This is a genomic window from Sinisalibacter lacisalsi (assembly GCF_014640115.1).
GTDB classification, from domain to species: domain Bacteria; phylum Pseudomonadota; class Alphaproteobacteria; order Rhodobacterales; family Rhodobacteraceae; genus Sinisalibacter; species Sinisalibacter lacisalsi.
Window position 1 is genome coordinate 28,411 of record NZ_BMGI01000003.1, and the last position, 19,266, is coordinate 47,676.

Annotated in this window: 21 protein-coding genes; 13 read left to right on the forward strand and 8 right to left on the reverse strand. The window is 69.9% G+C overall.

Annotated features, from left to right (window positions below; all coding sequences use genetic code 11):
• Nucleotides 1–83: 83 nt before the first annotated feature.
• A complete protein-coding gene (locus tag IEW01_RS09725; RefSeq protein WP_188527444.1) occupies nucleotides 84–2,282 on the forward strand; it encodes a primosomal protein N' in 2,199 nt (732 codons plus the stop codon).
• Nucleotides 2,283–2,345: 63 nt separating this feature from the next.
• Here the strand turns inward: IEW01_RS09725 and IEW01_RS09730 are convergent, their stop codons facing one another.
• The gene (locus tag IEW01_RS09730) at nucleotides 2,346–3,410 is read right to left on the reverse strand and encodes a YeeE/YedE family protein (RefSeq protein ID WP_188527445.1); all 1,065 of its coding nucleotides are present in this window, start codon (nucleotides 3,408–3,410) and stop codon (nucleotides 2,346–2,348) included.
• 132 nt (nucleotides 3,411–3,542) lie between these two features.
• Here IEW01_RS09730 and IEW01_RS09735 point away from each other — a divergent pair, with 132 nt between their 5' ends.
• The 4 genes from IEW01_RS09735 to IEW01_RS09750 all read left to right on the forward strand — a co-directional run bounded on the left by IEW01_RS09735 (nucleotide 3,543) and on the right by IEW01_RS09750 (nucleotide 6,913).
• On the forward strand, nucleotides 3,543–4,778 hold the full coding sequence (locus tag IEW01_RS09735; RefSeq protein ID WP_188527446.1) for an MFS transporter: 1,236 nt from the start codon (nucleotides 3,543–3,545) through the stop codon (nucleotides 4,776–4,778).
• 33 nt (nucleotides 4,779–4,811) lie between these two features.
• Nucleotides 4,812–5,459 (forward strand): peptide-methionine (S)-S-oxide reductase MsrA, encoded by a 648-nt coding sequence (gene msrA, locus IEW01_RS09740; RefSeq protein WP_188527447.1) that lies wholly within the window; start codon nucleotides 4,812–4,814, stop codon nucleotides 5,457–5,459.
• Nucleotides 5,460–5,595: 136 nt separating this feature from the next.
• Nucleotides 5,596–6,468 (forward strand): 50S ribosomal protein L11 methyltransferase, encoded by an 873-nt coding sequence (locus IEW01_RS09745; protein WP_188527448.1) that lies wholly within the window; start codon nucleotides 5,596–5,598, stop codon nucleotides 6,466–6,468.
• A 97-nt stretch (nucleotides 6,469–6,565) separates the two neighbouring features.
• The gene (locus IEW01_RS09750; RefSeq protein ID WP_188527449.1) at nucleotides 6,566–6,913 is read left to right on the forward strand and encodes a hypothetical protein; all 348 of its coding nucleotides are present in this window, start codon (nucleotides 6,566–6,568) and stop codon (nucleotides 6,911–6,913) included.
• A gap of 4 nt (nucleotides 6,914–6,917) precedes the next feature.
• Here the strand turns inward: IEW01_RS09750 and IEW01_RS09755 are convergent, their stop codons facing one another.
• The gene (locus IEW01_RS09755) at nucleotides 6,918–7,469 is read right to left on the reverse strand and encodes a peptidoglycan-binding domain-containing protein (RefSeq protein ID WP_188527450.1); all 552 of its coding nucleotides are present in this window, start codon (nucleotides 7,467–7,469) and stop codon (nucleotides 6,918–6,920) included.
• 59 nt (nucleotides 7,470–7,528) lie between these two features.
• Nucleotides 7,529–7,903, reverse strand: coding sequence for an OB-fold nucleic acid binding domain-containing protein (locus IEW01_RS09760; RefSeq protein ID WP_188527451.1), 375 nt, complete (start codon nucleotides 7,901–7,903; stop codon nucleotides 7,529–7,531).
• 126 nt (nucleotides 7,904–8,029) lie between these two features.
• Between IEW01_RS09760 and IEW01_RS09765 the strand changes: the two genes are divergently transcribed.
• Both IEW01_RS09765 and IEW01_RS09770 read left to right on the forward strand, forming a co-directional pair.
• Nucleotides 8,030–8,353: a 2Fe-2S iron-sulfur cluster-binding protein gene (locus tag IEW01_RS09765; protein WP_188527452.1), complete on the forward strand. Its 324-nt coding sequence runs from the start codon at nucleotides 8,030–8,032 to the stop codon at nucleotides 8,351–8,353.
• Nucleotides 8,354–8,417: 64 nt separating this feature from the next.
• Nucleotides 8,418–9,134 (forward strand): FG-GAP repeat domain-containing protein, encoded by a 717-nt coding sequence (locus IEW01_RS09770; protein ID WP_188527453.1) that lies wholly within the window; start codon nucleotides 8,418–8,420, stop codon nucleotides 9,132–9,134.
• Here the strand turns inward: IEW01_RS09770 and IEW01_RS09775 are convergent.
• From IEW01_RS09775 to purD, 3 genes are read right to left on the reverse strand one after another with little or no spacing between them, the layout of a single operon-like run.
• Nucleotides 9,131–9,718, reverse strand: a complete 588-nt coding sequence (locus IEW01_RS09775) for a DUF6962 family protein (RefSeq protein WP_188527454.1) — start codon at nucleotides 9,716–9,718, stop codon at nucleotides 9,131–9,133. The genes IEW01_RS09770 and IEW01_RS09775 overlap by 4 nt on opposite strands.
• Before the next feature lie 5 nt (nucleotides 9,719–9,723).
• The gene (locus IEW01_RS09780) at nucleotides 9,724–10,326 is read right to left on the reverse strand and encodes a hypothetical protein (protein ID WP_188527455.1); all 603 of its coding nucleotides are present in this window, start codon (nucleotides 10,324–10,326) and stop codon (nucleotides 9,724–9,726) included.
• Complete coding sequence (gene purD, locus IEW01_RS09785; RefSeq protein ID WP_188527456.1) at nucleotides 10,323–11,588, reverse strand: phosphoribosylamine--glycine ligase; 1,266 nt, start codon at nucleotides 11,586–11,588, stop codon at nucleotides 10,323–10,325. The genes IEW01_RS09780 and purD overlap by 4 nt, the downstream gene beginning before the upstream one ends.
• Nucleotides 11,589–11,735: 147 nt before the next feature.
• On the opposite strand from purD, the gene IEW01_RS09790 reads away from it, so the two are divergent.
• Together IEW01_RS09790 and xseA are read left to right on the forward strand one after the other, a co-directional pair.
• Nucleotides 11,736–12,323, forward strand: coding sequence for a glycine-rich domain-containing protein (locus IEW01_RS09790; RefSeq protein ID WP_188527457.1), 588 nt, complete (start codon nucleotides 11,736–11,738; stop codon nucleotides 12,321–12,323).
• 48 nt (nucleotides 12,324–12,371) lie between these two features.
• Nucleotides 12,372–13,925 (forward strand): exodeoxyribonuclease VII large subunit, encoded by a 1,554-nt coding sequence (gene xseA, locus IEW01_RS09795; protein WP_188527458.1) that lies wholly within the window; start codon nucleotides 12,372–12,374, stop codon nucleotides 13,923–13,925.
• A 75-nt stretch (nucleotides 13,926–14,000) separates the two neighbouring features.
• On the opposite strand, the gene IEW01_RS09800 is transcribed toward xseA, so the two are convergent.
• Both IEW01_RS09800 and IEW01_RS09805 read right to left on the reverse strand, forming a co-directional pair.
• The gene (locus IEW01_RS09800) at nucleotides 14,001–14,402 is read right to left on the reverse strand and encodes a hypothetical protein (RefSeq protein WP_188527459.1); all 402 of its coding nucleotides are present in this window, start codon (nucleotides 14,400–14,402) and stop codon (nucleotides 14,001–14,003) included.
• Entirely contained in the window at nucleotides 14,399–15,442 is a 1,044-nt protein-coding gene (locus tag IEW01_RS09805; protein WP_188527460.1) for an alkane 1-monooxygenase, read from the reverse strand. Before IEW01_RS09805 ends, IEW01_RS09800 begins: the two co-directional genes overlap by 4 nt.
• 123 nt (nucleotides 15,443–15,565) lie before the next feature.
• On the opposite strand from IEW01_RS09805, the gene IEW01_RS09810 reads away from it, so the two are divergent.
• From IEW01_RS09810 to IEW01_RS09825, 4 genes are all read left to right on the forward strand, one after another.
• Entirely contained in the window at nucleotides 15,566–16,201 is a 636-nt protein-coding gene (locus tag IEW01_RS09810; protein ID WP_188527461.1) for a lysoplasmalogenase family protein, read from the forward strand.
• 55 nt (nucleotides 16,202–16,256) lie between these two features.
• Nucleotides 16,257–17,714 carry a signal recognition particle-docking protein FtsY gene (gene ftsY, locus IEW01_RS09815; protein WP_188527462.1) on the forward strand — a complete coding sequence of 486 codons (1,458 nt, stop codon included), beginning with the start codon at nucleotides 16,257–16,259 and terminating at the stop codon, nucleotides 17,712–17,714.
• Between the two features lie 95 nt (nucleotides 17,715–17,809).
• A complete protein-coding gene (locus IEW01_RS09820; protein ID WP_188527463.1) occupies nucleotides 17,810–18,346 on the forward strand; it encodes a hypothetical protein in 537 nt (178 codons plus the stop codon).
• Entirely contained in the window at nucleotides 18,343–19,254 is a 912-nt protein-coding gene (locus IEW01_RS09825; protein WP_229738183.1) for a DMT family transporter, read from the forward strand. The genes IEW01_RS09820 and IEW01_RS09825 overlap by 4 nt, the downstream gene beginning before the upstream one ends.
• The last annotated feature ends 12 nt before the right edge of the window (nucleotides 19,255–19,266 follow it).

Here is a 19,266-nt window from a genome sequence, read left to right on the forward strand (position 1 = left end):
GAAGGCGAGCGCGGCAGAAAGGGCAAAGCGGCCTGTGCGGCGCGGCCCGGCGCAAATCCGTGGCTCTGCCGGGGGGCGGAGGAATGAGCGCGGGGGCGGCGTTCTTCGACGCGGGCACACGCGTGGCGGTGCTCACCACCCAGCCGCTCGACCGGATGCTGACCTATCGCGCCCCCGAGGGCGGCTGCTGGCAGGGGGCCTTCGTCGAGGTGCCGCTGGGGCCACGCAAGGTGATGGGCGTGGTCTGGGGGCCGGGCGAGACCGGGTTCGACGCGGCCCGGCTGCGCGCGGTTGCCCGCGTGCTCGACGTGGCGCCCATGCGGCGCGAGATGGCGGAGTTTCTCACCCGGGTGGGTGATTACACGCTCACGCCCCTGCACCAGATGCTGCGGCTCGCCACCCGCGCGCCGGGGCTCACCGATCCGCCCTCGATGCGCAAGGTCTACCGCCTCGGCGCCGGCCGTCCCGAACGGATGACGGAAGCGCGGGCGCGGGTGCTGGAGGTTCTGAAGCAATACGGCGGGCTGGCCTTCACGCTTGGCGAACTGGCGGAGATGGCGGGGGTGACCTCGTCGGTGGTGAAGGGGCTGGTGAAGCTCGGCGCGGTGGCGGAGGAGGAAAGCCCGCGCGATCTGCCCTATCCCCGGCTCGACGCAAGCGCCCCCGGCAAGCCGCTGACCGACGATCAAACCCTTGCCGCCGAGGCGCTTTGCGCGGGCCTGCGCTCGGGCGACTACGGCACCACGCTCTTGCGCGGCGTCACCGGCTCGGGGAAAACCGAGGTTTACATGGAGGCGGTGGCCGAGGCTATGCGGATGGGGCGGCAGGCGCTGGTGCTTCTGCCCGAGATTGCCCTCACCTCGCAGTTCCTCAAGCGCGTCGAGGCGCGGTTCGGCGCGCGGCCGGCGGAGTGGCACTCCGGCGTGACGATGACCGAGCGGCGGAGGCTCTGGCGCATGGCGGGCGAGGGCGAGGCGCCGCTGGTGGTGGGCGCGCGCTCGGCGCTCTACCTGCCGTTCCGCGATCTCGGGCTGATCGTGGTGGATGAGGAGCACGACCAATCCTACAAGCAGGAAGACGGCGTGCTCTACTCGGCGCGCGACATGGCGGTGCTGCGCGCCTCGATCAATGCCGCGCGCGTGGTGCTGGCCACCGCCACCCCCTCGCTCGAAACCTGGGCCAATGCCGAGGCCGGCAAATACACCCGGCTCGATCTTTCATCGCGGTTCGGCCCGGCGGTGCTGCCCGAGATGCGCGCGATCGACATGCGGGTGGAAGACCTGCCCGCCAACCGCTGGATCAGCCCGACGCTGGAGGCCCATGTGCGCGCCCGGATCGAGAACGGTGAACAGGCGCTCCTGTTTCTCAATCGCCGGGGCTACGCGCCGGTGACGATCTGCCGGGCCTGCGGCCACCAGATCGGCTGCGACCATTGCGACGCGCGCATGGTCGAGCACCGGTTCCTGAAACGCCTCGTCTGCCACCAGTGCGGGGAGACCAAACCGATGCCCGAGGTCTGCCCGTCCTGCGAGGCCGAAGGCAAGCTCGCGCCGGTGGGGCCGGGGGTGGAGCGGCTCGCCGAGGAGGTGCGCGAACGCTTCCCCGAGGCGCGGGTGGCGGTGCTCTCGTCCGATCTCTTCGCCTCCGCCCGCGCGCTCAAGGCGCAGATCCAGCTGATCGCGGGCGGCGGGGCGGATATCATCATCGGCACGCAGATGGTGGCCAAGGGGCACAACTTCCCGCTGCTCACGCTGGTGGGCGTGATCGACGCCGACCTGGGCTTGCAAGGCTCCGACCTGCGCGCGGCGGAAAAGACCTTCCAACTCATCCGGCAGGTGGCCGGGCGCGCCGGGCGGGCCGAAAAGCCGGGGCTGGCGCTGTTGCAGACCTTCCAGCCCGAACACCCGGTGATCCGCGCGATCCTGTCGGGCGACGAGGAGGGGTTCTGGCGGGCCGAAGCGGCGGAACGGCAGGCGGCCGGGGTGCCGCCCTATGGCCGCCTTGCGGGGATCGTGATCTCGGCTTCGACGGCGGAGGCGGCGTTCGATCTCGGCAACGCGCTGGCGCGCGCCGACGCGCCGCTCCGCCAGGTCGGGGCGCAGCTCTACGGCCCGGCCCCCGCGCCGATCGCGCGCATTCGCGGCCGCCACCGGGTGCGCCTGCTGGTGAAGGCCGACAAGGGCGCGCCGCTGCAGACTGCGCTCAAGGCCTGGATCGCGCAGTTCACGCCGAAGGGCGATACACGGCTCTCGGTCGATATCGACCCGCAGAGTTTCTACTGACCGGGCGGACGCCGCCACGCGGCGGCGTGCCACGCGATCGCGCGATCGCGTCTGCCGCCCGGCTCAGGCGGGCTGGAACACCAGTCTGCGCTGGTCGACGAGGTAATCGGCCGCCATCGCGCCGACCCACATGAAGAACAGCGCCACCAGCGCCGTGGCCACGAAGATCGACCCGCCGGTGACTCCCGCGCCGATGGCGCAGCCGCCCGCCAACATCCCGCCGAAGCCCATCAGCGCCGCGCCGACCATTGCCCGGCGCATGTTGGCCTCGCCCTCGAACCCCTGGAACCTGAACTCGCGCGAGATCAGCGCCGCGAGGAAGGCGCCGATTACCACGCCGGGCACGAGGCCCACGTCGAATTCCAGCACCGGGTTGCGCTCGAGGAAAAACATCAGCGTGTTGGCGGAGGGGCCGGTGAAGGTGGCCGAGGTGACCGTGACCGGCTCGAAGGCCACCCGCGCCAGCGCCGAGGTGAGCGCCCAGCCGAGCGCCACGGCAAAGCCAACGCCCGAGGCGAACACCAGCCGCGATGCGCCGATCCGGTTGCGCCGCGCCAGCACCAGCGCCAGCGCCGCGATCGCCAGCCCGAGGGCGAGCCCGGCCCAGTCGGGCAGCCGCAGCGCGGCGAGCAGATCGACGTTGCGCCCGCCTTTCGTGGTCCAGAGCATGGCGAGATCGTCGCGCAGCGGCGCGAGCCAGCCCTTGAGGCTCATCTGCGCCACCACGGCGAAGATCAGCCCCGAGACGATCGAACGCAGGTTGCCCGAGGCCGCCATTACCAGAAGCCGGCCGGAACAGCCGCGGGCCAGCACCATGCCGACGCCGAACAGAAGCCCGCCGATGATCGCCCCCGACCACGAGCCGGTGACGGCCATCATCCGCGCGTCGGCGGGCTGGATATAGTCCAGGAGCACAGCGGCCTGCACCCAGACCATCGCCGTCGAGAAGGTCAGAAGCCAGACCGAAACCGAGGCCCCCAGCGTGCGGCGGGCGAACTCGATCGTCGCCGCCCGGAGGCAGAACCGCGAGCGCTGCGCCGAGACGCCGAAGACGATCCCCGTGGCCAGTCCGAAGAGCGCGGCGGTTTCGGCTTCGCCGACCCGGTCCAAGAGTGCGATGATATCCATGGTGATGCCTCCTGCGTGGCGCGCAGATGCACCCGATTCGCGCGCTCCGCCTTGATCGACGTCAAGTTGCATAAGTGAAAATGAATGTGTTTTTCCGCTCGCCTCGTGCCGGGCCGCGGCCTATCAATCGCCATGCGGACGCAAACTCTGACTCTCGAACAGGCCCGAAGCCTGCCGCGCTGGCGCCAGCCGGTCACGCTGCTGATGCTGATGGCGGCGGCGATGCCGATCGCCTTCGCCACCTGGTCGGCCCTGCTCAACAACTTCGTCATCGAGATGGCGGGGTTCACCGGGGTCGAGATCGGCTGGCTGCATTCGGTGCGCGAACTGCCGGGTTTTCTCGCGATCGGGGTGATCCTGCTCATCATGTTCTTTCGCGAACAGACGCTGCTGGTCTTCAACCTCGGCCTGCTCGGGGCGGCCACGGCGATGACGGCGTGGTTTCCCTCGCTCGGCGGGATCCTCACGATCACCATGCTCAGCTCGATCGGGTTCCACTACTACGAGACGGTCAACCAGTCGCTCCAACTGCAATGGATCGACCGCGCCCGCGCGCCGCAGATGCTGGGCTGGCTGATGGCGGTCGGTTCGGGCGCCTCGCTGGTGGCCTACGGGCTGCTGGTGGTGACGTGGAAAACCTTCGATCTCTCCTACAACTTCGTCTACCTCGCCTCGGGCGGTTTCACCCTCGCGGTCGCGATCTTCGCCTGGGCCCTCTACCCAAAATTCGAAAGCCCCGAGCCGCAGCTCAAAACCTTCGTGCTGCGCCGCCGCTACTGGCTCTACTACGCGCTGCAGGCGATGGCGGGCGCGCGGCGGCAGATCTTCGTGGTCTTCGCCGCCTTCATGATGGTCGAGCGCTTCGGCTTCGAGGTGCACGAGGTGACCGCGCTGTTCATGATCAACTTCCTCGCCAACATGGTCTTCGCGCCGCTGATGGGGCGGGCGGTGGGCAAGTGGGGCGAGCGCAACGCGCTGGCCTTCGAATACATCGGCCTCGCGCTGGTGTTTCTCGCCTATGGCGGGATCTACTATTTCGGCTGGGGCGTGGCGCTGGCCGCGGCGCTCTACGTGATCGACCACATGTTCTTCGCGCTCGCCTTCGCGCTGAAAACCTATTTCCAGAAGATCGCCGATATTCCCGACATCGCCCCCACCGCGGCGGTGGCCTTCACCATCAACCACGTCGCCGCCGTGTTCCTGCCCGCGCTGCTCGGTTACCTCTGGGTCACCTCGCCCGGCGGGGTCTTCCTGCTCGCCGCAGCGATGGCGATCGGCTCACTCACGCTCGCGCTGATGATCCCGCGCCACCCCGAGAAGGGTCACGAAACGGTGTTCGCGGGCCTTGCCGTCTCGCCGGCCGAGTAACGCGGGACTATATCGAGGACAAAGGAGAAGCGCATGTTTGGTTTGACGAAAAAGATCGAGATGGTCGCGCCGGCCGAGGCCCTGCCGGGGCGCAACACCGCGATCCCCACCGCCGCGACGCATCACGTCTTCGGCCGGCCGCTCACGCTCGAGGTGCCGCCGGGCCATGAGGTGGCGGTGTTCGGGATGGGATGTTTCTGGGGTGTCGAGCGCATGTTCTGGCAGTTGCCGGGCGTCTGGATGACGCTTGCGGGCTACGCCGGCGGCTACACCCCGAACCCGACCTACGAGGAGGTCTGCTCGGGACGCACCGGGCATACCGAGGCGGTCTGGGTTACCTACGATCCGGGCGTGATTTCCTATGACGAGCTTCTCAAGGTGTTCTGGGAAGGGCATGACCCGACGCAGGGCATGCGCCAGGGCAACGACCGGGGCACGCAATACCGCTCGGCGATCTACTGGACGAGCGATGCCCAGCGTGACGCCGCGCTGGCCAGCCGCGATGCCTTCGCCCCGCGGCTCGGCGCGGCGGGATACGGCGCGATCACCACTGAGATCGCCGAGGCCGGGCCGTTCTTCTGGGCCGAGGACTACCACCAGCAATACCTCTCCAAGAATCCCAACGGCTATTGCGGGATTGGCGGCACCGGCGTGAGCTGCCCGATCGGCACCGGGGCTTGAGGGCGGGGCAGGGGGGCTCTGCCCCCCTCGCCCTTCGGGCTCACCCCCCGAGGTATTTGTGGACCCAAGAAGCAGGGGGCGTTCTTGACCGCCCGGCGGGCCGGGGGTAGGCCGGGGCGCCAGCAGGAGACCGCCGATGCCCACATTCACCGCCTTCACCACGCTTGATGGCCACGCTCCCGCCGAGGCGCTGGGCGCGGCGCTCGAGGATCTCGATCCCGCGCCCACCGGGGTGGGGGTGTTCGAAGTGGAAGACGGCTCGGGGCTTTGGGAGGTGGGCGGCTACTTCACCGAGGCGCCCGACGAGATCGCGCTGGCGCTGCTCGCCAAGGTGCACGGCGCGGGCGATTTCACCGTGTCGGAACTGCCCGAGACCGATTGGGTGGCGCATGTGAAACGCGCGCTGTCGCCGGTCGAGGCGGGGCGCTTCTTCGTCTATGGCAGCCATGATGCCGATCGGGTGCCCGCCGGCAAGGTGGCGCTCCGGATCGAGGCCGCCATGGCCTTCGGCACCGGCCATCACGGCACCACGCTCGGCTGCCTGAGCGCGCTCGACGCGCTGGTGACGCAAGGCCTGGTGAAGCGCAACATCGCCGATATCGGCTGCGGCACGGCGGTGCTGGCGATGGCGGCGGCGAAGGTCTGGCCGCGGCCGGTGATCGCCTCCGACATCGACGCCGTGGCGGTTGACGTGGCGCGCGCCAACATCGAGGCGAACGGGCTTTCGGAGCGCGTGCACGCGATCGAGGCGGCCGGGTTCGACCATCCCGACCTCGCTGCCGCCGCGCCCTTCGATCTCGTTTTCGCCAATATCCTCAAGGGCCCGCTGCTGGCGCTGGCGCCGGAAATGGCGGTGCACGTCGCCCCCGGTGGGCACGCGATCCTGTCGGGAATCCTGAACCACCAGGCCGACGAGGTGGTGGCTGCCTACAAGGCGCAGGGCTTCGTGCTGGCGTCACGCGCAGAATATGGCGATTGGACGACATTGGTGCTCACCAGAAACCCTTAAAAATAAGGGGAAACAAACTGTTTCCCGCGCTCCGCCACGTTTTTGCCACATTTCTGCCCTTAATTGCATCCGGTGGGGGCGAGGTTTGGAGTTGGTCATGGCTGACGCGAACTACGCCAGATTCAGCAAGCGCCTTCGAGAGATCGAAGGGCGTCACAAGCGGCTTTCAGCGGGCTATGTGCGGCTCGAGGAGCGCGATGGCGTGCTCGTGCCGGTGGAGCGTGCGCGGCCGCGCCGGTCTCTTCCGTTGCGCGGTATCACGCTTTCGCTCGTGGCGTTCCTGCTGTTCAAGGGATTCCTGCTCAACTACATCGGCCCGATCACCTACGGTGACCGGCTGGCCATGCTGGAGGCGGGCAACGTCGTTGAACGGCTCGGCGGCTGGGTCATGGGCGCCGATCCGATCACGCTGTGGATCGCCAGCCAGTTCGGCGCGTTGATCTGATCTCTCAGCCGGTGAGATCTATCTCGACAAGGCCGAGCGCGCGGGCGTTCTCTGTCGAGAGGATCCCCGAGTTGAGGCCGTTGCGAACCTGGAAGGCGCGGATCGCCTGCCGCGTGGCATGGTCGAGTGTGCCGCTGGGGGTGCCCTTGTAGATCCCGCGCGCGGCGAGCGCCCGCTGCACCGAGGCGATGAAGTCGGGTGTCCAGCGCGGCGGGCAGGGGGTTTCGAAATAGATCACCTCGCGGCCGGTCACCACCTGGTGGCTGGTGCGTTCCTCGTATTTCGCCGGGGTGATGATATTGCCCTCGGGGCCGATCTCGGCCTCCGCGACGAGCATCCGCTCGGTCACCTGCTCGATCACCGCCGGGGTCACGTCCTTGCCATAGCAGGCGCCGGGGCGGGCGCCGGGCGGGCCGAGGGTGAAATCGGTGATCACCACTTCCTCGCCGAGGTCGGCACGGGCGACGTCTTCGCCCCCGTCCGCGGTGCAGGCGGTGAACCCGAAGGCGGCCAGAACGATCCCGGCGGCGGGACGGAAGCTGAAAAATCTGGTCATCTGCTCGTTTCGGTTCTGTGGACCGTTTGGCGAAACATAGCCGATATTTGCGCGCCGGGCTAGGGGGCCTCGTTGGCCTCGCCGGGGGGGCGCGCCAGCCGGTCGAGCAGTGGCGAGATATCCTCGATCACCTCCGCCACGATCTGCACCACCCCGCTCTCGCGTTGCAGCCGTCCGGTCACCCTGAGCGCGCGCCCCGCCACCACGGCGCGGCGGTGGCGCTCGTAGGCCTGGCGCCAGACGACCACGTTGGCGATGCCGGTCTCGTCCTCCAGCGTGATGAAGATCACGCCCTTCGCCGTGCCTGGGCGCTGGCGCACCATCACCAGCCCCGCCACCGTCACCCGCGCGCCCACCGGCGGGCGGCTGAGCCAGCGATGCGGGATCGCCGAGGGCGGGCGCGGCCAGCGCGCGGGGGATGAGGCGGGTATCATGAGAACAGAAATAGAACATAGCTCGATGAAGGCAAGCCCTGCGCCGAGATCTGGCAAAACGGGCTGGCAGCCCCCATCTGCCTTCGCTAGAACCCCGGCGGAACATCAGAGCGGAGGCACGGCGCAATGGCGAAGATCACCTATATCGAGCACAACGGGACCGAACACGTGGTTGAGGTCGCCAATGGCCTTACCGTCATGGAGGGCGCGCGCGACAACGGCGTGCCGGGGATCGAGGCCGATTGCGGCGGCGCCTGCGCCTGCTCCACCTGCCACGTCTACGTTGCCGAGGACTGGGTGGAAAAACTCCCCGCCCGCGAGGCGATGGAAGCCGACATGCTCGATTTCGCCTGGGAACCCGACCCGGTGCGCTCGCGCCTGACCTGCCAGATCCAGGTCACCGACGCGATCGACGGCCTCGTGGTGAACCTGCCCGAAAAGCAGATCTGATCACGCAGCCGTTGCTGGACAGGCGCGCGGCGGGTGGGCGACAAGGAGGCGAAAGGACCGCTCCATGCGCCTCGCCCTCAGCCTCGCGCTTGCGCTGCTCCCCGCTCCCTCGGCCGCACAAAAGATCGTGGCCGCGGCCTATGTCGATCCCACCGGGGCCTATGGTCACGGCGCGTTGAAAGACGGCGAATACGCCGGGCTGGAACTGCGTTACGCCGACGGCGGTGGTAACATCTTCCGCTTCGATGGCGCGGTGTTCGAGGATACCGCGCCAAGGCTGCACGATTTCGATGGCGACGGCGCGCCCGAGGTGGTGGCGGTGCTCTCCGGCTTCGAAGTCGGCGCGATGGTGATGGTCTTCGGCCATGACGGCGCAGCGGTCCGCCCGCTCGGCCAGACCGCCGCGATCGGCGAGCGCCACCGCTGGCTCGCCATCGCCGGGATCGCCGATTTCGACGGCGATGGTCATGACGAGATCGCCTATGTCGATCGCCCGCACCTCGCCAAGACCCTGCGTCTCGTGAGGGTGGTGCTTCAAGACGGACAGGCCCGTTTCACCCCCGTGGCCAGCGCCACCGGCTTCAGCAACCACCGCTACGGCGCGGAGATGATCGAGGGCGGCGTGCGCGCCTGCCCCGGCGCAGCGCCGTTGATCGTCACCGCCGATGCCGATTGGCGCGAGGTGGAGGAAACGCGGCTCAAGGCGGGCCGCCTCGTGAGCACCCCCGTGGCCCGCTATGAAGGCCCCGAAAGCTTCGCGCCGTTCCTCGCCTGTCCCTAGCGGGGCACGGACAGGAACACGAGCGTGAAGGCCAGCGCCTGCAAAAGGTGGTAAAGCGCGTTGTGCCCCAGACCGAACCGGGCGAGCCCCACCCGCCTCGCCTGCAACCCGGCAGCGACGAGCGCCAGAACGAAGCCCGCCAGCGCCAGCCGGTGCCCCGCCCCCGGCTGCATCGCATGGCCGGCGATCAGCACCAGCACCGGCGGCAGGCTGAAGGCCGAGGTGAGCAGGAAACTGCGCGTGCCGAGCAGGACAACCGCGGCGAAGACGGCGAATTGCCCCCAGGCCAGAGCCGCGAAGAGGCCGCCGGGCTGGTCGAGCACGCGGCCCGCGATCAGCCAGAGCGCCGTGTTGGCAAGCCCGATCGCCAGCATCACCGCGAGCCAGAGCGCGCCGCCCGCGCCCTGCTGCCGCCCGGCGAACCACCCGTGCCAGAGCGCCCCGAACAGCGCCGCCGCCCCCAGCGCGGCGAAGAGGCCCGCGTAGAGCAGCGCCGCACCGCTCGCCTGGAGCAGGGTTGCCGCGAAGGCGGCGCAGAGCGCGGCGAGGGCGAAATCGGTCAAGGTGGTGTCGCGCTCGGTCATTCCGCTCAGGCTCCGGGCGGCGGGGCCGCGAGCTTCGCGATCAGCCCGTCGATCACCCGGGCCACCGCCTGCGGCCGGCCCACGGGCAGCTTGCGCCACGGGCTGTTGGCGAAGGCAAGGAGCGCGCCGACCGTCGCCAGAAGCGCCATCGGTACGGCCGCCGCGATCAGCCTGTCGGTGGAGACACCGCTCGCCAGCGCCGCCGCGAAGATACCGCCGCCGATGACGATCGCGGCGATCCCGATGCCGAACATCGCCAGCCGCGGCCCACCCGCGGCCCCCAGCGCCACGTCGAGATCGGGGCGCAGCCCGGCCAGGGCGTCGAGCGTGTCGCGGGCGAGTTCGAGGAAGGCGCGCGCGTCGGGATCGGCCGTCCAGCCGGCGGCGGCGCCGCTGTAGCTGAGGCTGCGCCGCGTCTCGCCCACCCAGAGGTCGAGCCGCACGAAGCGCGTGCCCTTCATCACCTGCGTCGCGAAGGCGGCGGCGGTGACTTCGTTCAGCGTGATGTCCCAGCCGCCCGTCTCGCGCAGCTGTTCGGCCTCGAGTTCGTAGCGGATGGGGGCGCGCAGGGCCGCCGGTTTGAAGGCATATGCGCGCGGTGCCGTCACCCCAGCGCCCGCCAGCCGATATCCCGGCGGCAGAAGCCCTCGGGCCAGTCGATCCGATCGATCATCGCGTAGGCCTCGTCGCGCGCCTCGGCGAGGCTCGCGCCGCGCGCGGTAACGGTGAGCACGCGTCCCCCCGTCGCCGTGACCCGGCTGTCGCGCTCGGTGGTGCCTGCGTGGAAGACCATGTGGCGCGAGTCCTCGGCGAGCGCCTCCAGTCCGCGGATCTCCGATCCCTTCTCGTATGCTCCCGGGTAGCCGCGGGCCGCCATCACCACCGTCATCGCGTGGTCGTCGGCCCAGTTCACCCGCATCTTGTCCAACCGGCCTTCGGCGGTGGCGAGCATCAGGTCGAGCGCCTGCGCGCCAAGCCGCATCATCAGCACCTGGCACTCCGGGTCGCCGAAGCGGACGTTGTATTCCACCAGCCGGGGCTCGCCGTTCTCGATCATGAGGCCGGCATAGAGCACCCCCCGGTAGGGCATGCCGCGCTCGGCCATCACCCGCATCGTCGGGCGGATGATCTCCTCCATCGCCCGCGTGGCCACCGCGTCGGTCAGCACCGGCGCCGGCGAATAGGCGCCCATGCCGCCGGTGTTCGGCCCGGTGTCGCCCTCGCCAACGCGCTTGTGATCCTGCGCGGTGCCGATCGGCAAAAGGTTCTCGCCATCGCAGAGCACGAAGAAGCTCGCTTCCTCGCCGGTCATGAAGTCCTCGACCACGACCTCCGCCCCGGCCGCGCCGAAGGCGCCCGCAAACATCTCGTCGACGGCGGCGAGCGCGCTGGCCTCGTCCTGCGCCACGATCACGCCCTTGCCGGCGGCGAGCCCGTCGGCCTTGACCACGATCGGCGCCCCGCGAGACCGGATGTAATCCCTGGCCGGCTGCGCTTCGGTGAACCGCGCCCACGCGGCCGTGGGGGCGCCGGCGGCGTCGCAGATCTCCTTGGTGAACGCCTTGGACGCCTCCAGCTGTGCCGCCGCGGCGCTGGGGCCGAAAACCAGCATATCCGCCTCCGTCAGCCGGTCGGTCACCCCTGCCGCCAGCGGTGTTTCCGGCCCGATGATGACGAAATCGATCGCATTCTCGGCGCAGAACTCCGCCACCGCGCCGCCGTCTTCGATATCGAGCCGGGCGCACTCGGCGATCTCTGCGATGCCGGCGTTGCCGGGGGCGACGATCAGCCGGTCGCATTTCGGGTTCTGTTTCACCGCCCAGGCGATGCTGTGTTCGCGCCCGCCGGAGCCGAGGATAAGAATGTTCATTGCCCGCCCTTTTGTCGTCGCAATTACGTGGCAGGGTCTAGGCCCATGGCCCTCTTGAGACAAGTGGCAGGAACCATGTTCACCACGAAGAAATCCGCCGTCCGGCCGGATGGCATGACCGATCCCCGTTTGTGGAGTCGAATCCTCATGGCCCCGTTGCCCGCCACGCGCGACGGGCGCGAGTTCCACGGCGCGCTGGCCCAGGCCAATGATCTGCCGCTTGCCGATGCGCGCGAGATCGAGGTCGAATATCGCCGCTTCCTCTACCTCGCGGCGATCTCCGACGCGCCACGCGTGGTTCCCGCCCAGATCCGCCAGGCCTGGCAGATGCACGCCCGCAACCCCGACTACGTGCACTTCTGCACCAGCGTGCTGGGCAAGCCCCTGCCGCTTGACGATACCACCCGCATGCTCGGCGCGTCCCGGGCCTATCACCAGACCCGCGCCGCCTATATGCGCGAATTCGGCCATCGCCCGCCTGCGCTGTACTGGCCCGACGGGGTCGCGCCCCGGGTGCCGCGATGGCTGGTGGCTCATGCCGCGATTCTCGGTCTCTCCGGTGCATTCGCCTACGGGCGGGGTGAGCCGCTGTTCCTCGCGGCCGGCGTCGGCCTCGCGCTGGTGCTTTACGGGGCCGATCTCTACACCGCCCACCTCGGCCGCAAGCGGCGCGCTTTCGGCGACCGGATGAGCGACGATCTGAGCCATTTTCTCAACCGGACGCCCGGGCAATAGACGGATCGGCTCTGGCCCCGCGTCGTGCCCGGGGCTAATCTGGGCGCCATGGACCTGATCGACGATCCCTCCCAGGCCGGCAACGCGCCGGAATTCACCGTCTCGGAGATTTCCGGCGCGGTCAAACGCATGATCGAGGGCGAGTTCGCCCATGTCCGCGTCCGCGCCGAGGTGGGCCGGGTCTCGCGGCCGCGCTCCGGCCATGTCTACCTCGATCTCAAGGATGATCGCGCGGTGCTCTCGGGCGTGATCTGGAAGGGCGTCGCCGGGCGCCTCGCGACCCAGCCCGAGGAGGGCATGGAAGTGGTCGCCACCGGGCGGCTCACCACCTTTCCGGGCCAGTCCAAATACCAGATCGTGATCGAGGAGATCGCTCCCGCGGGCGTCGGCGCGCTGATGGCGATGCTGGAAAAACGCAAGGCCCAGCTCGCCGCCGAGGGGCTGTTCGCGCCCGAACGCAAGACGCCCATCCCCTACCTGCCGGAGGTGATCGGCGTGATCACCTCGCCCTCTGGCGCGGTAATCCGCGATATCCTGCACCGCTTGCGCGACCGCTTCCCGCGCCGCGTGCTGATCTGGCCGGTGGCGGTGCAAGGCGCGGCTTGCGCGCCGGAGGTGGCGCGCGCGATCGAGGGCTTCAACGCGCTCGCGCCGGGCGGCGCGCTGCCCCGGCCCGACCTGATCATCGTCGCGCGCGGCGGCGGCTCGATCGAGGATCTGTGGGGCTTCAACGAGGAAATCGTGGTGCGCGCCGCTGCCGCCTCAGGGATTCCGCTGATCTCGGCGGTGGGGCACGAGACCGATACCACCTTGATTGATTACGCCGCCGACCGGCGCGCGCCCACGCCCACGGCGGCGGCGGAAATGGCGGTGCCGGTGCGCCGTGACCTCCTGGCCTGGACCGCCGAGCAGGAGGCGCGCCTCACCGCCGCGCTGACCCAGGCGCTTGCCCGCCGCGGCCAGCGGCTGTCTGATCTCTCGCGCCTTCTGCCGCGCCCCGAGACGCTGCTCGATGGCCCCCGCCAACGCCTCGACCGCGCCGCCGACCGGCTTCCCGCCGCGCTCACCATGCGTGCCAACCTCGGCCACGTCCGCCTGACTCGGGCCGGGGCCGGGCTTCGGCCCAGCCTGCTCAGCACCCGGATCGACCATCGCCGCGCCCGGCTCGAAAACGCCGCCGGCCGCCTCGCCCCGGCCCTGGCGCGGGCCGCCCGGTTGAAGGCGCGGGAGCTGGAAGAGCGTGCCCGCCGGCTCGATCCCGAGCGTATCCGCGAAGCCCGCGCCCGGCGCGGCCGCGATCTCGACGCGCTCAGCACCCGCTTTGCCCGCGCCGCGGCGGCGCAGGCCCAGGCCTGGCGCGCCCGGCTCGAAAGCCTCGACCGCACCCGCCAGACGTTGGGCTACACCGAAACCCTCAAGCGCGGCTACGCCGTGGTGCGCGGCGACGGCGCGGTGGTGACCAGCCGCAAGGCCGCCAAATCGGCCGCCAGCCTTGAAATCGAGTTCGCCGATGGCCGCTTCACCCCGGCCGAGGCCGGGGTGAAGCCGGCGGCGAAGAAGACCCCGCCCAAACCGCCGCCCGAGCAGGGTTCGTTGTTCTGATCTCTTGCTGGGGCCGTCAACATCTACACGGTGTCACGCCGATGCGCGCCTCCGCCGCCGCCCGGCCGGATCACCTCAAACGCCGACTTCCGGCCCAAGGCACATGAGCGGTTCCACCGCCTCGCCGGTTTCATACAGCGCCTGCCCCTCGTCACCGTCGAGGTAGGCGACGAGGCCGTCCGGGGTCTCGAAAAAGGTCCAACACACCGGCGCGGTACCGTCCTCGTAGGCGAAGCAGATGAAGGGTGCCTCCTCGTACCATTCCCCCGCAAGGCAACGGCCGTCGAGAAACGACCAGCGCACACGGCGGCCGGGCAGGTAGTCTTCGCCGCCGTAAACCTCCCCGCCGATGCCGTAGAGCAGCGTCTTGCCGGTGGTATAGGCTTCGAATTCGGGCCCGGTCATCGGGTCCTGGGCCATCGCGGGCAGGGCGGCGAGGCCAAGGGAGAAGGCGAGCGCGAGACAGGTCCGGATCATGCCGCCGCTCCCCCGGTCTTCTGCCACTTCGCCAGCGCCCGCCCCATCACCCGCCGCCAGGCGCGGGGAAACAGCGCCAGCGCGGCCATCGCCGGCAGCGAGGAGGGCAGCATCGGCGCTTGCGCCGCCGGGTGAAGCTGCAGTTGCGGGTAGGGCCGGGCAGGGTGGGCGTGATGGTCGGAATGGCGCGGGGCATTCAGCATCAGGTGCGAGGTAAACCAGTGCCGGCTGTTCCAGCTGTGCGCCGGGCCGATCGGCTCCAGCTTGCCGTCTGCATCGCGTGCGCGGGTGAGGCCATAGTGCTGGACGTAGTCCGAAAGCAGAAGCTGCAGCTGGGCATAGGCCGCGAGCGCGAGATAGGCACCGAGACCGGCCCAGCCGAAGGCGAGGTAACTCAGGGCCAGAAGCGCCAGCGCGCCGCCGATGTAGATCGGGTAGGGCGTCCAGCCGCCGCGCCCGCGCCGGGCGAGATCGGCCCGCTCCTGGCGGTAGCCGGCAATGAAGCTGCCCACCCAGGCGCGCGGCGCGAAATGGTAGAAGCTCTCGCCGGGGCGGGCGGTGTTGGGGTCGTCCCCTGAAGCGGCGAAGCGGTGATGCACCTTGGTGTGGGCCGAGGTGTGATGGCCGAACAGCAGGCTGATATAGACCCACTTGCCGAGGTTGAAGAGCAGCCGGTCGCCCCGGTGGATGAGCTCATGCGCGTTGGAGTTCGAGACCTGCCCGAAGAACAGCGCGGCGGCGACGTAGAGCCCGATCCAGTGGACGGGGTCGAGCCCGCCGCCGGCCAGCGCGGAGATCACCAGCGCGAGCAGGGCGAAATGCGCCAGCGCCAGCGTCGCCGAAAGCCCGTCGGCGGCGGGCAGTGCGGCGTCGGGGTCGGCCGGCGGGGCGATCCGGGCGATGATCTGGTCCATCGCGAAGGCGAAGAGCGTCATGTAGGCGAGCGCCGCCCAGGTCCAGGCCCCGCCGAACAGTGCCGCGAGCGCGATCAGCCCGACCGGGGCGAGCGAGGCGACGGCGAAGGCGCGAACCGGGTGCATGAAGACCTCCTTGGAGTGCTGTCGAGTCTACCCCGCCCGCGCCGCGGCACAAGGGGCACCGGCGTCGCGGTGGCTTGACCGGCGGCGGCGCGCGGGTGATCCTTGCGCCGAAAGGGGCAGCCGATGACATTCCACCCTGCATTCTGGGCCGGGATTGCGCTTGCGATCGTCTACCTGCGCTGGTTGCCCGCGCCGATTTCATGGCCACGGTCGGTGTTGAAAACCGCGCCGCTTCTCGCCTTTGCCCTGGCCGCCGAGCGCGTCGGCGCGCCGCCGCTGTTCACCGCCGCGCTGCTTTTCTCGGCAGCGGGCGATTTCGCGCTTTCGCGCCGCGGCGACGCCGCCTTCCTTTACGGTCTTGCCGCCTTCGCGCTGGCGCATCTGCTCTACGTGCTGGTCTTCACCGCGATGTCGCAGCGTCCGCCGTGGGAAGCCTTCGCGCTCAACCCGCTGCTTGCCGCCGGGCTCGTCGCCTTCGGCCTCTCGGCGGAGCTCTGGCTCACGCCCCATGTGGGGCGGCTGGCCTGGCCGGTGCGGAGCTACGTGGCGCTGATCGTCGCCATGGGGCTTGCGGTGCTCACCCAGCCGCTCGGCCTCCTCGCACTGGGTGCGGGGCTGTTCATCGCCTCCGATACGCTGCTCGCGGTGCAGCTTTTCCGGTTGCGCGAAACCGATGCGCGCGCCGCCGCCGCGCGTTGGCTGGTCTGGGGGCTCTATGTCGCGGGCCAGGCGCTGATCCTGGCCGTGGTGGTGGGGTGAGGCTCTTCCCTTGGCGCGCGATCCCCATTAGGTGAAGGGCAAGATCGGAGGGCCCATGTCGTTTTTTAAGAAACTCAAGGACAAGCTCACCCGCTCCTCGTCGAAACTCGAGGAAGGGCTGGAGGCGATTGTCGAGGAAGGTGGCGTGGCGGAGGAGGAAGAGGCCGAACCGCGGCCCGAACCCGCGCCCGACCCGGAGGAGACCCTGCCGCGCGAGGCCGCGCCCGAACCTGCGCCGGAGCCCGCGCCCGCGCCGGAGCCTGAGCCGGCGCCGGAACCCGAGCCGACCCCCGCGCCGGAGCCGACCCCGGTGCCGCAACCCGAACCGGCGCCCGAGCCCGAGCCCGAGCCGCTGCCGGAGCCTGAACCGGCGCCGGTGCCCGAGCCGGAACCGGAGGAAGAGCCGGTGCCCGGTCCGGCCCCGAGCGAGCCCGAGGAAGTGCCCGAACCCGCGCCCGAGGAGGCCCCCGACGAGACGCCCGGAGAGGTGCCGCCCGCTGCGCCCGAAGGCCCCGAACCGGCGCCGCAGGAGGCGCCCCAACCCACCGACCCGATGCCCGATGCCCCGCCGCCGGAACTGGGCGACGTGATGCCCGCCAGCATCGGCGCGCCGGATGTCGAGTTCGCGCAGAAGCCCGGTTTTCTCGGCCGTCTTCTCGGCCGCAAGGAAAAGCGCAGCGTCGTCCGCCGGGTGCTCGACGACGATATGCTGGAGAGCCTCGAGGAACTGATGATCGCCTCCGACATGGGGGTCGACACGGCCGTGCGCGTTACCGCCAACATCGCCGAGGGGCGGCTGGGCCGGAAGCTCTCGGTCGACGAGATCAAGGCGCTGATGGCCGCCGAGATCGCCCGTGTCATGGAGCCGGTGGCACGGCCAATGCCGCTTTACCCCAAGAAACCGCAGGTGGTGCTCGTGGTCGGGGTCAACGGGTCGGGCAAGACCACGACCATCGGCAAGCTCGCGAGCCAGTTCAAGGCAGCGGGAAAGAGCGTTGTGATCGCCGCCGGCGATACCTTCCGCGCCGCCGCCGTCGAGCAGCTCCAGGTCTGGGGCGAGCGCGCCGGCGTGCCGGTGCTGACCGCGCCGGAAGGCTCCGACCCGGCCTCGCTCGCCTTCGACGCGATGACGAAGGCCGAGGCCGAGGGGGCTGACCTGCTGATGATCGACACCGCCGGGCGGCTGCAGAACCGGGCCGACCTGATGGAAGAGCTTGCCAAGATCGTGCGCGTGATCCGCAAGCGCGACCCGAGCGCGCCGCACAACACGCTGCTGGTGCTCGACGCGACCACCGGCCAGAACGCGCTCTCGCAGGTCGAGACCTTCCAGCGCATGGCCGATGTCTCGGGGCTGGTGATGACCAAGCTCGACGGCACCGCCAAGGGCGGTGTTCTGGTGGCGCTGGCCGACCGGTTCGGCCTGCCGATCCACGCGATCGGCGTGGGTGAGCAGATCGACGATCTCGCGCCCTTCGATCCGGAGGATTTCGCCCGCGCCCTCACCGGGGCCTGATAGCGCCATATGCGCGCTGTTAACCGGCGTGTGGCAAATACGACGCGAAAGCCGGGCAGGCGCGGAAGGCGCGCGCGGCGAGGATAGTGGAGCAGATGATCGAGGCAGGCCGCGACAGGCATCTCATGCTCAAGGGCACGCGCACCGCGATGTCCTTCGTTGCCGAAGCGCGGCGGCTGGCGATCTCGCATCCCTACCCGGAGGCGGGGCAGGCGGGCTATTCGTCGATGGCCGACGTGCTGGCGCGGGCGGTGCTGTTTTCCGATTGGGAAGTCGTGGGCGCAGGCGCGCTGGTGCGTGCGGGCTCGATCACCCGGATCGTCGAGGTCGGGCTGCTGCCAGGGTTCCAGTCGGACGAGCTCCTGCGCCGGATCACCTGGCGGCTGATCGCCGACGCGAGCCACGAACTGACCGAGACCGGGGTGATCGAGGATGGGTATCGCGAGCCGATGGAGATCGCCGGTTTCGTTGCCCGCCGCCGCTCCAATCGTGCCGAGGACAAGGCGATGCGGCCGCAGCCGATCGGGCGGATCACGATCCCGCCGCCGCCGGGCCGGCGCCGGCGGCCGAGAGCGGTGCCCGCGGGCCCGCGTGACGGCATCCCGCGCGCGCCGAAAGGGTTCCATTTTTGAGCGGTGCGGCCGACTGGATCACCGCGATCGAGGGCACGCCGGCGGGGCATGATGCGGCGCTGGTGCTGGCCCTGATGGCGGCGCTGCTGCACGCGCTGTTCGGTGCCTTGCAGAAGGGGCGGCACGACCCATGGCTCTCGCGCGGTGCGATCGACGCGGCCTACGGGCTGATCGCGGCGCCGGTGGCGCTGTTCGTCGTGCCCTGGCCCGATCCCTCTCTGATCCCGTTCTTCGCCCTGGTCTGGCTGGTGCACACCACCTACAAGCTGGCGCAGGGCTACACCTACAGCCTCGGGTCCTACACGGTGGTCTACCCGGTGGTGCGGGGCACCGGGCCCCTGTTTGCCGTAATCGGCGCGGGGCTGGTGTTCGGCGAAAGGTTCACGCCGGTGCAATGGCTCGGCGTCGCGACGCTGCTCGCGGGCATCTACGGCCTCGCGATCTACAACCTGCGGCACTGGCAGATCGGCCGCGACAGGCTCAGGCCCGCGCTCGCCATGGCGGTGCTCACCGGCGGTTTCGTGGCGCTCTACACCACCGTCGACGCCTGGGGCATCCGCGCCACGCCCGATCCCTTCACCTTCCTCGCCTGGTTCTTCATGATCGACGGGCTCGTCTTCCCGGTGCTCGCGGCGATCCGCTGGCGGCGGATGGCGGCGCCGCCGGCGCTCGCGCCGCTGGCGCTGCGAGGGATCATCGGGGCCTTCGTCGCCTTCTTTTCCTTCGGCGCGATCATGCTGGCGACGCGACTCGACCAGGTCGGCCAGGCGGCGGTGCTGCGCGAGACCTCGACCGTCTTCGCCGCGCTCATCGGCTGGCTGGTTCTGGGCGAACGGGTGGGCCCGCGCCGCATCGCGCTGATGGCTTTGATCGCGCTGGGAGCTGTGATAGTGGAAGCCGGAGGCTAGGGGGTTTCATGG

Coding starts and splice junctions, on each gene's coding strand:
- IEW01_RS09725 (WP_188527444.1), top strand. CDS start 84: ATGAGCGCGGGGGCGGCGTTCTTCGACGCGGGCACACGCGTGGCGGTG.
- IEW01_RS09730 (WP_188527445.1), bottom strand. CDS start 3,410: ATGGATATCATCGCACTCTTGGACCGGGTCGGCGAAGCCGAAACCGCC.
- IEW01_RS09735 (WP_188527446.1), top strand. CDS start 3,543: ATGCGGACGCAAACTCTGACTCTCGAACAGGCCCGAAGCCTGCCGCGC.
- msrA (WP_188527447.1), top strand. CDS start 4,812: ATGTTTGGTTTGACGAAAAAGATCGAGATGGTCGCGCCGGCCGAGGCC.
- IEW01_RS09745 (WP_188527448.1), top strand. CDS start 5,596: ATGCCCACATTCACCGCCTTCACCACGCTTGATGGCCACGCTCCCGCC.
- IEW01_RS09750 (WP_188527449.1), top strand. CDS start 6,566: ATGGCTGACGCGAACTACGCCAGATTCAGCAAGCGCCTTCGAGAGATC.
- IEW01_RS09755 (WP_188527450.1), bottom strand. CDS start 7,469: ATGACCAGATTTTTCAGCTTCCGTCCCGCCGCCGGGATCGTTCTGGCC.
- IEW01_RS09760 (WP_188527451.1), bottom strand. CDS start 7,903: ATGATACCCGCCTCATCCCCCGCGCGCTGGCCGCGCCCGCCCTCGGCG.
- IEW01_RS09765 (WP_188527452.1), top strand. CDS start 8,030: ATGGCGAAGATCACCTATATCGAGCACAACGGGACCGAACACGTGGTT.
- IEW01_RS09770 (WP_188527453.1), top strand. CDS start 8,418: ATGCGCCTCGCCCTCAGCCTCGCGCTTGCGCTGCTCCCCGCTCCCTCG.
- IEW01_RS09775 (WP_188527454.1), bottom strand. CDS start 9,718: ATGACCGAGCGCGACACCACCTTGACCGATTTCGCCCTCGCCGCGCTC.
- purD (WP_188527456.1), bottom strand. CDS start 11,588: ATGAACATTCTTATCCTCGGCTCCGGCGGGCGCGAACACAGCATCGCC.
- IEW01_RS09790 (WP_188527457.1), top strand. CDS start 11,736: ATGGCCCCGTTGCCCGCCACGCGCGACGGGCGCGAGTTCCACGGCGCG.
- xseA (WP_188527458.1), top strand. CDS start 12,372: ATGGACCTGATCGACGATCCCTCCCAGGCCGGCAACGCGCCGGAATTC.
- IEW01_RS09800 (WP_188527459.1), bottom strand. CDS start 14,402: ATGATCCGGACCTGTCTCGCGCTCGCCTTCTCCCTTGGCCTCGCCGCC.
- IEW01_RS09805 (WP_188527460.1), bottom strand. CDS start 15,442: ATGCACCCGGTTCGCGCCTTCGCCGTCGCCTCGCTCGCCCCGGTCGGG.
- IEW01_RS09810 (WP_188527461.1), top strand. CDS start 15,566: ATGACATTCCACCCTGCATTCTGGGCCGGGATTGCGCTTGCGATCGTC.
- ftsY (WP_188527462.1), top strand. CDS start 16,257: ATGTCGTTTTTTAAGAAACTCAAGGACAAGCTCACCCGCTCCTCGTCG.
- IEW01_RS09820 (WP_188527463.1), top strand. CDS start 17,810: ATGATCGAGGCAGGCCGCGACAGGCATCTCATGCTCAAGGGCACGCGC.